The sequence below is a fragment of the Arcticibacterium sp. SM2516 genome (assembly GCF_057914865.1).
This window is the reverse complement of record NZ_CP195290.1, coordinates 4,822,783-4,837,397: the sequence shown is the minus strand read 5'-3', so window position 1 is coordinate 4,837,397 and position 14,615 is coordinate 4,822,783. Positions and strand designations below refer to the sequence as shown.

Genomic DNA, 14,615 nt, shown 5'->3' with positions numbered 1-14,615 from the left:
AGCACCAAAATTAAAGACAAAACTATGTTAAAGAATTACATCAAAATAGCTTGGAGAAATCTGATAAGAAATAAAGCCTTCAGTGCTATAAATATTGTAGGCTTAGCCATAGGACTTACTTCATTTGTCTTTATTCTAGAATACATAGGCTTAGAAAAAGGAGTCAATAAGTTTCATGAAAATTCTGACCGTATATACCGTGTCATGAATTTTAGTTTAGAAGGAGAAAGTTGGCCAGAGATAGCCCCTGGCTGGGCAAAAATTATAGCTAATGAAATTCCAGCAGTTCAGTCCTATTGTCGTTTTGAACAAGGCGTAGGAGCGGGTATAGTACAAAATGAAGCCTCCAATATCTCTTTCAGAGAAAACAGCATTGGTTACGCAGAAGGTAACTTTTTCGATTTCTTTAGTTTTCCTCTTTTAAAGGGGAATAAAGTAGATTTTGAGGCTCCAAATACCACTTTTATTTCTGAAACAACTGCTAAGAAATACTTTGGCAATGCAGATGCTATTGGCCAACAATTAGTACTCAATAACCAATTCAAAGCCATCAGCTATACCGTAAAAGGCGTTTTTAAAGACATGGATCATCACTCCAGTTTTCAATATGACATGTTGTTTTCTTTAGAAACGCTTAGAAATCCCTCAAATTTAGGGGGAAACGACTGGGCAAACCTTGACAATAAAGATTCTCAATACATCCAAACGATGCTATTGCTTAATGAAGGAAGCGATTTCAAACAGACTGAGTCAAAACTTAATGCACTATATCAATCTTTAAATGGCGAGGATGATGGTACTGCTCTCAGGATGCAGTCTTTAAATAATCTACATATTGCCGCCTCACTTGATGAGGACTTAGCTACCACTGGCAACCTGAAATACATTTACATTCTTTCGGGTGTTGCACTTTTAATTCTGCTGATTGCTTGGTTTAACTATATCAACCTTTCTACAGCTGCTTCTCTAAAAAGAGCAGCCGAAATAGGTATTAGAAAGGCCATAGGTGCTACCAAACCACAGGTTCTTAGCCAATTTTTAACTGAAACGGCTCTTTTAAATTTGCTAAGTATTGGTTTAGCCCTGCTTTTGATTTTTTCATTACAGCCATATTTCAATGAACTCATTGGAAAACAAGCAAATCTCAATGATTTGGGCGATGCATCCGTATGGATCAGTGGCGGTTTTGTTCTTCTTTCCATTTGCATTGCATCAGGACTTTATGCTGCTTTCATTATGTCTGGTTTCAATCCTGTTGATACTTTAAAGGGGGAAATTGGCGGCAGCAGAAAAGGGCAATGGATTAGGAAAGGTTTGGTTATTACTCAATTTGGTATCTCTGCTTCCATGATTTTAGCGACTGTTGTTATTTATTCGCAGTTGAACTTTATGAAAAGCGAAAGCTTAGGAATAAACGCCAAGCAAACTTTAATCCTGAATGGTCCACAAGTTGGACAAAATGATTCTTATACTAATAGGGTTGGGGCATTTGATGATTACTTAAGCCAGCAAAGCTTTGTGCTTAATCACTCAGAATCAGGTTCTGTTCCCAGTAAGTTTTACAATTTTAAAACTTCAGGTTTTACACAGCCAGGATCTAAACCAGACGACAAGTTTACAGCCTACTCATTTGTCATCATTGATGATTCTTATTTCCCCACTTACGAAGTTTCTCTTGTTGCAGGAAGAAATTTCTCTGCCGCCGAATGCGATGTGGAATGGAATGAAAACAGCAAAATCATCATAAATGAAAAGGCCGTAGAAGCTCTTGGTTTTGAATCAAATCAAGACGCTATTCTTGAAGGCATTCAATGGGACGAACGTCATTTAGATATCATTGGAATTAGCAAAGATTACCATCATACCAGCTTACATTCAGAAATTGAACCTATGCTGTTTTACCCCCAAAACAACAACAACTATTATTCTATAAAACTTACCCAAGAAGACCTCCCAAAGAAAATAGCCGCTATTGAAGCTTCTTTCAAATCCACCTTTCCTGGAAATCCTTTCGATTATACTTTTGTGGATCAAGCGTTTGCAGAAACCTATACACAGGAGCAGCAATACGGCCGCGTTTTTAGCACAGCCTCTGGCTTATCCATATTCATCGCTTGTCTAGGACTCTTTGGCTTGGCCATGTTTACAGTGGAATCTAGAACCAAAGAGATTGGTGTTAGAAAAGTGTTGGGAGCAAGTGTGGCCTCCGTGGTCGGTTTATTAAGTAAAGACTTTTTGAAATTGGTGGTGGTGGCTCTATTCATAGCCATACCTATTTCAACCTATTTTATGAATATGTGGTTGGCAGATTTCCCATTCAGAATAGACATAGAATGGTGGATGATTGGCATTGTCGCTATAGTATCTATACTTATTGCCATAATAACCGTCAGTTTTCAAAGCATAAAAGGGGCCATCAGCAATCCTGTAGAATCCCTTAAAACAGAATAGTCTCAAGTGTATAAAAAATTATGATAAAGAATTACATCAAAATCGCTTGGAGAAACATTCTTAAAAGCAAGGCTTTTTCTGCTATAAATATTACAGGGCTCGCCCTTGGTATGGCGTGTAGCCTGCTCATATTTCTGTGGGTACAAAATGAAAAATCTATCGATAAATATCACGAGAATAGTACACGAGTTTTCCAAGTTTTGAGCAACCAATTCTATGAAGAGCAGCCAAGCACAAACTTTGCTGCTCCTGGAATTTTGGCAGAAAATATCAAGAAAGATATTCCTGAAATAGAAGCTGCTAGTCAAATACTTTGGGAAGAAGAAACACTGTTTACTGTCGGAAATATCTACGAAAAAGAGCATGGTAGATACGTTCAAAATGACTTTTTAAACATGTTTTCTTTCCCATTAGTAATGGGAGACTCAAGTTCCGCACTTAAAAACCCAAACTCTGTCGTTATTTCTAAAAAAATAGCCACCAAGTATTTTGGAACAGCGAATCCGCTGGGAAAAAGCATAATAATTAACGACCAAGACCTTGTGACCGTAACGGGAGTTTTGGCGGAAGTTCCGCAAAATTCTTCGTTAAAGTTTGAGTATTTAATGAGTTATGACAATTGGCTAAAAGACAACGAATGGGCCAAAGAATGGACTAATGGAGGGCCGAGGTGCTATGTAATGCTCAACAAAAACGCCGATGTAGCAAAAGTAAATGCTAAAATAAAAGACTACGTTTTACAAAAAAATCCAGATGCGAATAGGGAAATTTTCTTAGCAAACTTTGGAGACCTATACCTCCATGGCAACTATGAGGCAGGCGTACTGACAGGAGGGCGAATAGACTACGTCAACATTTTCTCTATCGTGGCTATTTTCATTTTGATCATTGCCTGCATAAACTTTATGAACTTGGCCACGGCTCGCTCAGTAACACGGGCAAAAGAAATAGGCATACGAAAAGTAGGAGGTGCCCCTCGCTGGGTTTTAATAAGTCAGTTTATGGGCGAGTCCATTTTAATTGCCTTTTTTGCCATGTTATTATCTCTGCTGGTCGTGGTCCTCGTTTTACCTGAGTTTAATTCACTCACAGAAAAGACCTTGTCACTAGATGTTACAAATCCTGAGTTTTGGCTTAGTGTAACTGCAATAACAATTTTTACTGGTATTGCTTCGGGTTCATATCCAGCTTTGTTTATGGCGTCACTTAATCCCGTTGTCGTCTTAAAAGGGGCACTGAAGTTTAAACCTAGTGCAACGATTTTCAGAAAAGGGCTCGTAGTTTTTCAGTTTGGTTTATCCATTATGCTCATATTGGGTATGATTGTGGTTTTTAAACAAATAGACTTTATCCAGAGCAAAAACCTAGGATTTAATCGCCAAAACCTACTTTATGTACCCATAGAGGGGGCGGTAAAGGATAAATTTCTCACTATAAAGCAAGAGCTTGAAAACTCAGCCGGTATAGCGTCAGTATCCGCCAGTCAGGCTACTCCACTGGAAGTTGGAAGCAGCACCCAAGGCGTTAGTTGGCCAGGAAAAGACACAACTCAAATCATTGTTTTTTCACAGAACCCAGTATCTTTTGACTTCCTAAAAACCATGGATATCACGCTCTTAGATGGAAGAGAATTTGATGCTAGTTACGGAAACGATTCATTGAGTTATTTAGTAAATGAAGCCGCTGCTAAAAAGATAGGATACAAAGACCCTATTGGAAAAGAATTGACATTTTGGGACCAGAAAGGGCAAATTGTAGGCGTTATGAAAGACTTTCATCACGAAACCATCAAAGAAACCATTGAGCCACTCATCATTAGATTAATGCCCAAATCAGAGCATTGGGGCTACGCTATCATAAGAACCGAACCCGGAAAAACCAAGTTGGCGATAAGCAGTATTGAACAAATATTTAAACGATACAACCCAAGCTATCCGGTAAACTATCAGTTTACCGATTTAGAATTCAAAAAACTATACACCACCGAAACCACCATCAGCAGCCTGGCCAGCGTTTTCGCTATTTTGGCCATATTTATCTCATGCTTAGGATTGTTTGGACTTGCTACTTTTACAGCTGAGCAGCGAACCAAAGAAATAGGCATAAGAAAAACCCTTGGGGCAAGTGTTGAAAGTCTAATCGGGATGCTTTCCAAAGAATTTATAGTTTTGATTCTTATCTCAACACTTTTAGCCTTTCCGGTTGCTTGGTTTTACCTCCAAAACTGGTTAGAAAAATACGCTTATCGTATAGAGATGGAATGGTGGTATTTTCTGTTGGCTGTGGCTTCGGCAGTAATAGTAGCTCTTATAACTGTGAGTTATCAGGCCGTAAAAGCGGCTGTAGTAAACCCTGTAAAATCATTAAAATCGGAATAACCACCGCCAAAATTTTAAAAGCTATGATACGTAATTACATCAAAATCGCTTGGAGAAATATTCTCAAAAGCAAGGGAACCTTCGCCATAAACATCATAGGGCTTTCTACGGGTTTGGCTTGTTTTATTCTCATTGGCTTATGGGTTAAGGATGAAATGAGTTTTGATAAATTTCACGAAAATGATAAACAGCTTTATCAAGTCATGGAAGTTATGAAGGCTAACGGCGACATTTCTGTCAATCCTGACACACAGGGTTTACTGGCCGAAACCATGGCAAAAGACCTCCCAGAGGTTGAAAAGGCGACAACTTTTTTCTCACTTGTAAATGAAGGCTATGAATTTAACTTAAAAACACCTAATAATAAGATCGTAAAGGCTGGGGCCATTTTTGCGGATAAAGCTTTCTTTGAAATATTTACGTTTCCTCTTATTCAAGGAAACACCTCGCAGGTTTTTAATCAGAAAGAATCTGTAGTTATATCAGAGAGTTTGGCTCAAAAGATTTTTGGCTCTTCAGATGTTTTGGGCGAAACCATCGATTGTACATTTTTTGGTATGAGTGTACTCGCCAAAGTAACTGGCGTGATGCACGATGTACCAGAAAATAGCACCATGCAGTTTGATTTTGTATTGACCAAAGGAACACTCTTTGACATGGTACCCAACTTTAAAGAATGGAGTAATGAAGGTACTAACACATTCATAACTTTAAAAGAAGGCACAAACATAGAAGCCTTCAATGCCAAGATTAAAAACTTTGTGCACGCTTACAGCAACGACACGCGTTTCCAGTCATTTGTAAGACCTTACTCAGACGCCTATTTATATGGCACTTACGAAAACGGTGTTCAGTCGGGCGGGCGAATAAACTATGTCAAACTTTTCTCCATCATCGGCCTGTTCATCCTAATAATCGCCTGTATTAATTTCATGAATTTGAGTACGGCTACCGCTTCAAAAAGAGAAAAAGAAATTGGAATAAAGAAGGCTGTAGGTTCGTCCAGAGGTAGTTTGATACTTCAGTTTTTGTCAGAATCGGTTATGACCGTATTATTTGCCCTTGCTGTAGCTGTCGTTTTAGTGATAGTTTTATTACCCAATTTTAATGACATCACGGGCAAATCTATTTCCTTAAATATTGATGTGTTAACCGTTATTTATCTTCTTTTAGGAGCTATTGTCACGGGTGTCATTTCAGGATACTACCCTGCATTTTACCTTTCTAGCATTACTACCATCGGTATTTTAAAAGGCAAGGTCAAGACCTCTTTTAGTGAAATTTTAGCTCGAAAAGGGCTTGTCGTCTTTCAGTTTTCCATATCACTTTTTCTTATTGTGGCGGTATTGGCTGTTTATAATCAAGTCCAGTTTATTCAAAACATGAACTTGGGTTACGATAGAGAAAATGTGATTTATATAGAGCGTGACGGCCCTTTAATGGAAAAATCTGACGCTTTCTTATCTAGGGCTAAAGAAATACCAGAAATCACAAATGCCTCTTCTATACAGGGAGCCATTGCCCAGTCTGGCGATAACTCAAACACTTCCGGACTTGACTGGCAAGGAAGAGACCCAGAAGCAAGTTTAGTATTCTCTATAAAAACGGTGGATTACGATTTAATAGAAACCTTGGACATTGAAATGGCCGAAGGTCGTAGTTTCTCAAGAGATTTTGGTACTGAAAACGAAAGTTTGATATTCAACGAAACCGCCATTAAAGCTATGGGAATTGAAAACCCGATAGGTAAAAAGATAAACATGTGGGGTGAAGAAAAAATCATAGTGGGTGTAACAAAAGATTTTTTTTCAAGCTCCATTCATGAGACCATTCAGCCTGTTTTATTTAGATATTCGCCTCAGCGTACTTCGCAATTCGTCTTTAGAGTTGCCAAAGGTCAAGAAGCAACAGCCATAGCGAGTCTGAATGATTTATATGCAGAATTTAATCCTGGTTATCCTTTTAATTACTCCTTTATGGATGATAGTTATCAAACCCTCTATGCCTCAGAAAAAAGAGTAGCAACCCTCTCCAAATACTTTGCGGGCTTAGCCATTCTAATTTCGTGCTTGGGATTATTTGGACTGGCCATGTTTAACGCCAAACAGAGAGCAAAAGAAATAGGCGTCCGAAAAGTACTCGGAGCCTCGGTAGGCAGAGTGGTCTTATTACTTTCGAGTGACTTTGTCAAACTAACTTTAGTGGCGGTCTTATTCGCTTTTCCATTAAGCTGGTATGCCATAAATAAATGGCTGGATGGCTATGCCTATAAAGCAGAACTTGATTACGCCATTTTTATTTATTCCTTCATCGGGATTGTTTTAATAACTATAATTACCGTGAGTTATCAGGCTATTAAAGCGGCTTTGGTAAATCCTGTGGAAAGCTTAAAGAGCGAGTAAAAAAACTAAGCATTTATAACATTTTTAGGAAAGAGTAGTGTCTACAAAGATTCTACTCTTTTTCTTTATTGAGCTATCACTTTCCACTACAACCTTCATAAACCTATACCTAACAAGTACTTACGGCATTTTCAACATCAAACCACTAACCAATTAGTAGATAAATACTAATTCATTAGGAATACTACTAATCAATTAGTAGTATTGTGTATCAATAATTCAAATTATGGTACAATTAGCAAAGAGAGAAGACCAAATAATGCAGATAGTTTGGCAACAAGGAAACGTATTCATCAGAGATATTATAGAGGAGCTACCAGAGCCAAAACCACATTATAATTCTGTGGCCACTATTGTAAAAATTCTTGTAAAAAAAGGATTTCTGAACTCTGAAAAAATAGGCAACACACACCAATATTCAGCAGCTGTTCCTTTTGAAGATTACAGAACAGAGCATTTAGGTGAAATGAACATCAAGAAGAAATTCTTCGGTGGCTCGTTTTCCAGAATGGTTGCACATTTTGCCAAAGGCGAAAACCTTTCGGAAGAAGAGATTAAGGAATTGGTTTCGGTTATCAACAAAAATAAAGACGCCTAAGCCATGCTAGTAATACTTCTAAAAGCCTCCTTTATACTCGCCGTTTTACTGGTGTTTTATAAACTATTTTTAGAAAAAGAAAGCTTCTTTTCTACCAATAGAGTTTATCTACTCATAAGTTTGGTCTTGGCCTTTACCCTGCCCTATATTGTTTTGCCAAAGATGGTAAATCAACAAGGTTTCGTTTCTGAATTCATAGAAAAGGTTGACACAAAACCATCAGCCGTAGCACCAATTGAAAAGATTGAAGCATCGCCAAACACTGAGAGTGCTTCAAGAATAGAAAGTGTCGTTCAAACTGAACGAACCTTGGTAGACTGGTTAATCCTAATCTATTATTTCGGGGTAGCTATTTTCTTCTTAAACTTTATTTCTCAGGTTATCTCTATTCTCCTAAAAGTTTGGAAAAGCCATGACAAAATAGAAGACGAACATGCCATTATTATCAATACCCCTCTTGTCCAAGAGCCCTGCTCTTTCTTCCATTATATCTTTATCAACCCTGAGAGTTATGATTTTGAGACCTACGAGCAAATTCTAAAACATGAAAAAATCCATGTAAGTAAGCGTCATTCCTTTGATTTACTTTTTTCTGAATTGGCAGTGATGGTTCTCTGGTTTAACCCCTTGGTTTGGCTTTGGAGAAAAGAGGTAGAAAAAAACATAGAATACCAAACAGACGATTTATTACTAGAAAGAAAGGCTGTAAAACGAGATTCATATCAAATGAACCTCCTCAAAGTAGCTACCTACACCAGCCCACTCACCATAACTACTAACTATAATCAGTCATTATTAAAACAACGAATTATGAAAATGAATACAAAAAAATCGAACAATCAGAGTTACTGGAAATATGCTTTTATAGCACCATTGTTATTTGTTACAATATTATTGACCAATAATCCTGTTGAAACTTTTGCTCAAGAAAATCTTAGCCAAAATAACGCAGAGCCTATTAAGGAATCGACCTCAGCAATCAATAGAGCAGACGCTGAGCCTGAAAGCATCAGAGATTTCGTTTTTAGCACAAAAGGTTGCAGAAACCTCTTAAATGCGGTAAAAAAAGAAAACATTCAAGACGTAAGAGAGTTCTTAAAAAATCAAGACCCCGACTGTGCGTATACGGGCGACGGTGAGCCACGTTCACCATTGGTAGCAGCTGCCCGCCAAGGCAATTACGAAATTGGTAAAATGATTTTAGAAGCAGGAGGAGATACAGAATATCACTTTTCAAGAGATGAAAGTCCGCTAATGGCTGTTTCTCGAAGCGGAAATATAGAACTTACTCATTTACTCTTAGAATATGGTGCAGATGTTAATAAAGAGAGCCGCGGAGATGGTACAGCACTAATTTATGCCGTAAGGAATAACCGCTATGAAATAGCAGAATTATTACTGGAAGCCGGTGCAGACCCTTATCAAAATGTCCCTGGCGATGAATACGCTATGTTTCACGCCCGCTCTTCTGGCAATACGAAGATGATTAATCTGCTCCAGAAATACGAATAGAATTAGCGAAAAAATATACTAGTAGTAAACAAAAAGCCTAGAAAGGGCTTCTAGCCACTGCTTTGTCGAAACTGTCAAACGGAAGACAATGTCAGTTTGAACGAATACAATGTCACATCGAGCGAAGAGGTTGTCAGTTCGAGCGATTACTGTCACATCGAGCGAAGTCCCTGCCTGTAGGCAGACAGGGAGATGCTCCTTTAACGACTGTTCTCGTCTTCGCTCGAACTGACAACATTCTAGAGTGCAAATTGACAAAAAAAACAGCAAACACTCGAAACCCCTCATCCAACACCAGACACCAAAACCCATGTTCCAAAACAATCTAAGAACAGCCTTCAGATACCTCAAGAATCACAAGCAATTCACTTTGATAAACATCATCGGACTTACTTTTGGTTTCTATTGTTTCTTTTTACTAAATGCTTACGTGCTCCGTGAAAGCTCTTTTGATACGGAACAAGAAAACGTGTATCGACTGCTAGAAATAGCCACTGAAGAAAACGGAAATGTTAGAGAGTCGGCTCAGTTAGCTCCTGCCATAGCTAGAAAAGCCGCTAACCTTTTTGATGAAATAGAAACCCAAACGCAAATTTTACCCATAGGAAGAACCGATGTTGGAAACGACCCTGAAACGGTTTCTCACGAACCAATTGTCATCTTATGCCATAATTTTCCGGCTGTTTTTGACTTCCCCTTTGCCGAAGGTAGCCTTACGAATGAATCAAACGGCATAGTACTTACCCAGGCTATCAAAGAGAAATATTTTGGTAAAGAGCCTGCTCTAGGGAAGGTTTTGAAAACTGGGTATGGTGAGCATCCTATTGTAGCTGTTTATCAAGACTTTCCAGAAAACTCACATCTAATGAATGGGATTTTCTTAACTGAAACTGTAGCAAAAGGAATATTTGATGAATGGGAACAAGCTATTTCTGGTGATTTTGAAAACAGAAACTTCATTTCCTATTTCAAACTTAATCCACAAACAGATTTGAATGCTTTAAGTGCTAAGATTCAAAACCTTACAAAAGAGAATTATCCTAAAGAAAAACCATTCAACAGCACATTTAAGCTACAACCTGTACAAGACATTCATTTATACCAAAACGAGGTAGAAGGCGAAATAAATAAGGCCAAAGGCAATGGTCTTTATGTAAAACTCTTCTTTTGGATAGGTTTAATAATTCTATTAGTGGCTTGTTTTAATTATGCTGGCTTACTGAATATCGCCTTTATGGACAGAGCTAAAGAGATTAATCTCAGACAAATGATGGGTTCAGGTAAACTACAATTGCTGCGTCAATTCCTTGCCGAATCCATGTTACTCACTAGCATTTCCATGTTACTCGCTTTTCTGATTTTACTTGTCAGTAAAGCCACTGTTCAGAACCTTTTTAACACTACCCTAAACCTTTCTGGGATACCTCTCAAGGGAATTCTTTTTACGCTAGCGGCAGGACTTTTCATTACCTTTTTGGCGGTCGCTTATCCTTTCTCCCTCATCATCAAAAATGATTCTTATCGTAGTAAATTCTCCGCTTCCAAATTACCATTTAGACGTGTGATGTTAGTATTTCAGTTTGTGGCCGTCATTTCATTTTTGATGGCTTCTATTGTTTTTAATAAGCAATTAGATTTCCTAAAGAACCGAGAAATTGGTTTTAAGAAAGATGGCTTAGCTATGATTGATGTCAACAGTCGTGTTTACCGACAAAAGTTTGAAACCCTAAAGGCAGAATTTTTAAAAATCCCTGAAGTAGAATCTGTAAGTGTTACCTCCCGCGTGCCAGGTGAGTGGAAAAATATCCCTGTAGTGAAAACATTAAAAACTGGACAGAACAGAGAAACAGCCCAAGATGCCCTTTTCATAGGTGCAGATAAAGACTTTTTGAAAACTTTTCAGGTAGAACTTCTCAAAGGTGAAAACTTTAGAGGGCTACCGGCAGATAGCACAAAAGTGCTTATCAATGAGGCCGCCGTTAAGGCACTTGGCCTTTCACAGCCTATCGGTCAAAATATTGACATACCTGCTGTTAATTATGGTGGCAGTTTAAATGAGCTTGACAAAACCTTCCACGTCAGCATAGCGGGCGTAGTAAAAGATTTTCAAATGGAAGACTTCAGGACTACGGTAAAGCCTTTAATCATTAGCCACTGGAATAACCCTATTCACAGCATTGATTACTATACATTGAAAATCAATTCGGCTGATTGGCAAAAAACAAGAATGGCCATTGAAGAGGTAAACGATGCTTTTGCTCCAGAAAGCCCTGTAGAATTTAATGTTTTGGATGCCCAGTTTGACCGTTTTTTAGCTACCGATTTATCAAGGTTTAAGCTCCTAAACTTCTTTTCCGTAATCATTGTACTTCTTGCTTTTATGGGTCTTTTCGCCATGAGTGCCTTTGTTGCCAAAAGCCGAACCAAGGAGATTGGCATCAGAAAAGTACTGGGTTCTAGTGTTTCTGAGATAGTCACCTTATTGTCGGCAGACTTTGTCAAACTAGTTTTTGTCGGATTATTAATAGCTACGCCAATAACCTGGTATTTGTTAGATCAGTGGCTGACAGATTTTGCTTATCAAATAGAAATTAAATGGTGGATGGCAGCTATCGCTGCTATAGGCTGTTTGACATTGACACTCGGAACTGTAAGTTTTCAAGCTATAAAAGGAGCATTGGCAAATCCCGTGAAATCTTTGAAGAGCGAGTAAAGACCTCTAAAATAAAATATTAAACCTGTCCGAAAGCAAACCAAAATGTTCGCTTTCGGACATTTTAGTTTAAATCAAAAGAACACAAAACACTATCTATAAGAAAACTAACACTACTGGCATGGTGTATGAATTTAAATGTAGCAGCAGGGAGCTCTTATAAACTCAAACTAAATTATGCTTAGAAACTATCTTAAAATCGCTTGGAGAAACCTCCTCAAAAACAAAGGATTCTCTGCCATAAATATTGGAGGTCTTGCCTTAGGAATGACTGTGGCTATTTTGATAGGTTTATGGGTCTACGACGAAATTTCATTTGATAACACCCATCAGAAGAAAGACAGAATAGTACAGGTGATGCAGCACATCCAACGTAATGGAGATAAGAAAACTCAGGCTTGGAATCCATACCCAATGGCAAGCGAAATAAGAAAACTATATGGCTCCGATTTTGAATACCTTTCTCAGTCTAATGGTAGTTACGAGGTATTAAAAATAGGGGACAAAAAAGCTTCTCATGAAGGCAAATTCTTTGAAGAAGAAATTACAGACATCCTAACTTTTGATTTTATTGAAGGTACAAAGTCTGCATTAAACGACCCCTACTCTATCATGCTCTCTGAGCGTGTGGCTAAATCGCTTTTTGGCGAAGCCAAAGCTATAGATAAAGTCATTAGCATTGACGACAAATATGACGTCAAAGTAACTGCAGTTTATAAAGATTTTCCTGAAAACTCCACCTTCAAAAGCATTGCCTACGTGATGCCATGGAAGCTCTTTGAAATCAGGGAGGCAGAATGGTTAAATAACATGGAAGACCCATGGCGACCAAACTTCGCTTTTACCTATGGTCTTTTAGCCAAAAACGCAGATTTAGAAACAGTTTCTGCCAAAATAAAAGACACGCGATTAAGAAACTTGAATGAAAGATTAGCTCTCCAAAAACCCGAAGTGTTTTTATTTCCAATGGCCAAGTGGCACTTATACGAAGAGTTTGAGAATGGTATAAATTCAGGTGGAAGAATAGAATATGTTTGGTTATTTGGTATAGTAGGTTTGTTCGTTTTGTTTTTGGCCTGTATAAACTTCATAAATTTGAGCACTGCTCAGTCAGAGAAAAAAGCGAAAGAAGTAGGCATCAGAAAGGCCATAGGTTCTAAAAAAAATCAACTCGTTTTTCAATATCTGAGTGAGTCGGTTTTGACTACCACTTTGGCATTAATCATCTCGGTAGCACTAGCATTTTTACTGCTTCCAAGTTTTAATGAGATTGCTGGCAAGAAAATACAAATAGACTGGCTCAGCCCTCTTTTCTGGTCCATTTTAGTTGTTTTCACCCTGATTGTAGGCTTGCTTTCTGGTAGTTATCCTGCCCTCTATTTATCATCTTTCAAACCTGTAAAAGTTTTAAAAGGCACTTTCAAAGCAGGGAAAATGGCAAGTCTTCCAAGAAAAGCTCTTGTAGTAGTTCAGTTCACAGTGAGCATAGCTTTGATTATTGGTACGCTGGTGGTTTTCCAACAAATAAACTTCGCTAAAGACAGACCTCTAGGTTACAATCAAAACAATCTCATTTTTACAAGAATTTCAGATAAAGCTCATCAGAGTTTTGAGGCCATTAAAAATGAGTTAAAGTCAAAAGGATTAGTAGAAGAAATGTCTCAATCTTCTGATCCACCAATCGGAATGGGCAGTACCACCACCGGAATAGACTGGGATGGAAGGGATAAATCACAAAGTCTGGAATTACCATTTTTTGGTGTTTCAAAAGATTACGGCAAAACCATAAACTGGAAAGTGATTGATGGGCGTGATTTTTCAGATGATTTTGACGATATGGGTAAAGCCTTCATCATTAATGAAGCTGCTGCCGAACTTTTTGAAAAAGGGGCCATTGGAACCATGACCAGATGGGATGTAGACCCATTTAAAGTAATTGGCGTGGTAGACAACATGATAGTAGGCTCTCCCTACGACCAAGCTCAGCCAATGTTTTATTACCTTGACAATAGTCAAAAAAGCTTTATCAACATAAAACTTTCTGGGACAAAAAATATAACAGAATCATTGGCTGCCATTAAGACTGTTTTCGCAAAATTTGACCCAGAAAATGCCTTTGATTATGAATTTGCAGACGAAGCTTATTCCGCTAAATTTAGTAGCTTAGAAAGACTAAGCAAACTCATCAATATTTTTGCAACCTTAGCTATTCTCATCAGCTGTTTGGGTTTATTTGGCCTTGCTAGTTTCATGGCTATGCAGCGTTCTAAAGAAATTGGCGTTAGAAAAGTACTTGGAGCTACGGTTACCAATCTTTGGGTCATGCTCTCAAAAGACTTCATCATCCTTATTATTATATCCATGCTCATTGCTGCTCCTTTGGCTGCTTATTTCATGAACAATTGGCTTGATGGCTTTGATTATAAAACCAACATTGCTTGGTGGACATTTGCTGTTACAGGTTTTGGAGCCTTGCTTATAACAATAAGCACAGTGAGCTACCAAAGCATTAAAGCGGCTGTAGTTAACCCTGTAGAAAGTTTAAAAAGCGAATAGTTTCC

General features: G+C 38.1%; 7 protein-coding genes. All 7 read left to right on the top strand.

Going from position 1 to position 14,615, the window contains the following annotated elements:
• The first annotated feature begins 24 nt into the window (after nucleotides 1-24).
• The 7 genes from ACSBFT_RS19860 to ACSBFT_RS19830 all read left to right on the top strand — a co-directional run bounded on the left by ACSBFT_RS19860 (nucleotide 25) and on the right by ACSBFT_RS19830 (nucleotide 14,610).
• Nucleotides 25-2,451 carry an ABC transporter permease gene (locus ACSBFT_RS19860; RefSeq protein WP_489602157.1) on the top strand — a complete coding sequence of 809 codons (2,427 nt, stop codon included), beginning with the start codon at nucleotides 25-27 and terminating at the stop codon, nucleotides 2,449-2,451.
• Between the two features lie 20 nt (nucleotides 2,452-2,471).
• A complete protein-coding gene (locus tag ACSBFT_RS19855) occupies nucleotides 2,472-4,829 on the top strand; it encodes an ABC transporter permease (RefSeq protein ID WP_489602156.1) in 2,358 nt (785 codons plus the stop codon).
• Between the two features lie 23 nt (nucleotides 4,830-4,852).
• Nucleotides 4,853-7,231, top strand: coding sequence for an ABC transporter permease (locus ACSBFT_RS19850; RefSeq protein WP_489602155.1), 2,379 nt, complete (start codon nucleotides 4,853-4,855; stop codon nucleotides 7,229-7,231).
• Between the two features lie 226 nt (nucleotides 7,232-7,457).
• Nucleotides 7,458-7,829: a BlaI/MecI/CopY family transcriptional regulator gene (locus ACSBFT_RS19845; RefSeq protein WP_111373374.1), complete on the top strand. Its 372-nt coding sequence runs from the start codon at nucleotides 7,458-7,460 to the stop codon at nucleotides 7,827-7,829.
• A gap of 3 nt (nucleotides 7,830-7,832) precedes the next feature.
• Complete coding sequence (locus tag ACSBFT_RS19840; protein ID WP_489602154.1) at nucleotides 7,833-9,341, top strand: ankyrin repeat domain-containing protein; 1,509 nt, start codon at nucleotides 7,833-7,835, stop codon at nucleotides 9,339-9,341.
• A gap of 370 nt (nucleotides 9,342-9,711) precedes the next feature.
• Entirely contained in the window at nucleotides 9,712-12,054 is a 2,343-nt protein-coding gene (locus ACSBFT_RS19835) for an ABC transporter permease (protein ID WP_489602153.1), read from the top strand.
• Between the two features lie 177 nt (nucleotides 12,055-12,231).
• Nucleotides 12,232-14,610, top strand: coding sequence for an ABC transporter permease (locus tag ACSBFT_RS19830; protein WP_489602152.1), 2,379 nt, complete (start codon nucleotides 12,232-12,234; stop codon nucleotides 14,608-14,610).
• Nucleotides 14,611-14,615 lie beyond the last annotated feature (5 nt).

Bases quoted from the DNA above. Each gene is read 5' to 3' on its own strand.
- ACSBFT_RS19860 (WP_489602157.1), top strand. From the start codon at position 25: ATGTTAAAGAATTACATCAAAATAGCTTGGAGAAATCTGATAAGAAAT.
- ACSBFT_RS19855 (WP_489602156.1), top strand. From the start codon at position 2,472: ATGATAAAGAATTACATCAAAATCGCTTGGAGAAACATTCTTAAAAGC.
- ACSBFT_RS19850 (WP_489602155.1), top strand. From the start codon at position 4,853: ATGATACGTAATTACATCAAAATCGCTTGGAGAAATATTCTCAAAAGC.
- ACSBFT_RS19845 (WP_111373374.1), top strand. From the start codon at position 7,458: ATGGTACAATTAGCAAAGAGAGAAGACCAAATAATGCAGATAGTTTGG.
- ACSBFT_RS19840 (WP_489602154.1), top strand. From the start codon at position 7,833: ATGCTAGTAATACTTCTAAAAGCCTCCTTTATACTCGCCGTTTTACTG.
- ACSBFT_RS19830 (WP_489602152.1), top strand. From the start codon at position 12,232: ATGCTTAGAAACTATCTTAAAATCGCTTGGAGAAACCTCCTCAAAAAC.